This window comes from Bradyrhizobium altum (assembly GCF_020889705.1).
Classification (GTDB): domain Bacteria; phylum Pseudomonadota; class Alphaproteobacteria; order Rhizobiales; family Xanthobacteraceae; genus Bradyrhizobium; species Bradyrhizobium altum.
The window spans coordinates 1-1,377 of sequence record NZ_JACMYP010000538.1; the positions used below are offsets into that span (position 1 = coordinate 1).

The 1,377-nt window shown below is 60.4% G+C and carries 1 protein-coding gene; it reads right to left on the reverse strand.

What is annotated here, in order from left to right; translation table 11 throughout:
• Positions 1–269: 269 nt before the first annotated feature.
• A complete protein-coding gene (locus tag H8B02_RS47200) occupies positions 270–1,298 on the reverse strand; it encodes an IS110 family RNA-guided transposase (protein ID WP_229172500.1) in 1,029 nt (342 codons plus the stop codon).
• Positions 1,299–1,377: the final 79 nt, after the last annotated feature.

A 1,377-nucleotide genomic window follows, 5' to 3' on the forward strand; every position in this document is an offset into this window, starting at 1 on the left:
CAGATGTGGACGGCCCCCCGCTTGTCAGGATTGTAGCAGACTTCTGGCCAGATCGCTTGCTGTCAGATGTCCGGCCTGTTTGCGCGGACAAAGCCCGCTGGCCGAGATGGTGTTCGCTACGCACGCTCCAAGCACATAGGCGACATTCGTGATGCCAGTGTAATCTACGGAAGCTCGCGCGTATCGACCGATCGGTCCTTCCATCTACTTCGTCCTGCAAGTTCGTGGGCTATCCGGCGAGCAATCTCGACCGGTACACCGATTTCAGATCAGATGGGCATGGCGGCCACTGGGCGGTTGTACACGCCGCCCGATATCATCAAGCGCCAGGCGATACGGGCGAACTTGTTGGCTAAGGCCACCGCGACTAACTTCGGCGGCTTTCGCTCCAGTAGCGAAGCGAGCCAGGGTGTCGGCTTATGACGGCCCTTTCGAACGTGCCTCAGCAGCGCGGTCGCGCCGACAATCAACGTCGATCGGAGCATTGAGTCTCCGGCCTTTGTGATACCGCCATATCGCTGCCGGCCCCCCGTTGAATGATCCTTGGGTGTTAGTCCGAGCCAAGCCGCGAAGTCGCGGCCTGATCTGAACGTCTCCGGCGGCGGCGCCTTCATGCTTAGCATGGACGACCCAATCGGACCGACGCCGGGAATCGTCGCGATCCGCCTGCTGACATCATCCTCGCGGTGCCACTTCATCAGCTTGGCTTCGATCTTTGCCAGGCGGGCTTCGACCGCGGCATATTCCTCCGCCTGAAGGCGGAAGAGATCCCGCGCCATTTCCGGCAAGTTGTCATCCTCGAGCACCCGCTTGATAAGTGCCGTGACGTTCTGCCGACCGGCGGGGCCGACGATGCCAAACTCAGCCGCATAGCTCCTGAAGGCATTGGAAAGCTGCGACTTCACGCCGACCAAGCGTTCCCGCACGGTCATCAACATGCAGGCTGCTTGCCGTTCTTTCGACTTCACCGGCACAAACCGCATACTCGGCCGGGTGACCGCCTCGCACAGCGCTTCGGCATCGGCCGCGTCGTTCTTGCCGCGCTTTACGTAAGCCTTCACATATTGGGGCGGGATCAGCTTCACTTCATGACCAAACGACTGCAGCAGGCGCGCCCAGTGATGCGAGCTGCCGCAGGACTCGATGGCGACGAGGACCGGCGGAAGCCGCTCGAAGTAGCGGATCATCTCGGCTCGCCGAAACTGCCGTCGGACAACTACCGCCTCGTTCTCGTCAACACCGTGAAGCTGGAAGACCGACTTGGAAGTATCCATACCGATACGAATGGGAAGATTCATCAGACTTTCCTCTCATCTAGCTATGACGCCGGAGCGCCATAGAACCGTGGGGATGAGAGGCCGTCCACACCAGCACATC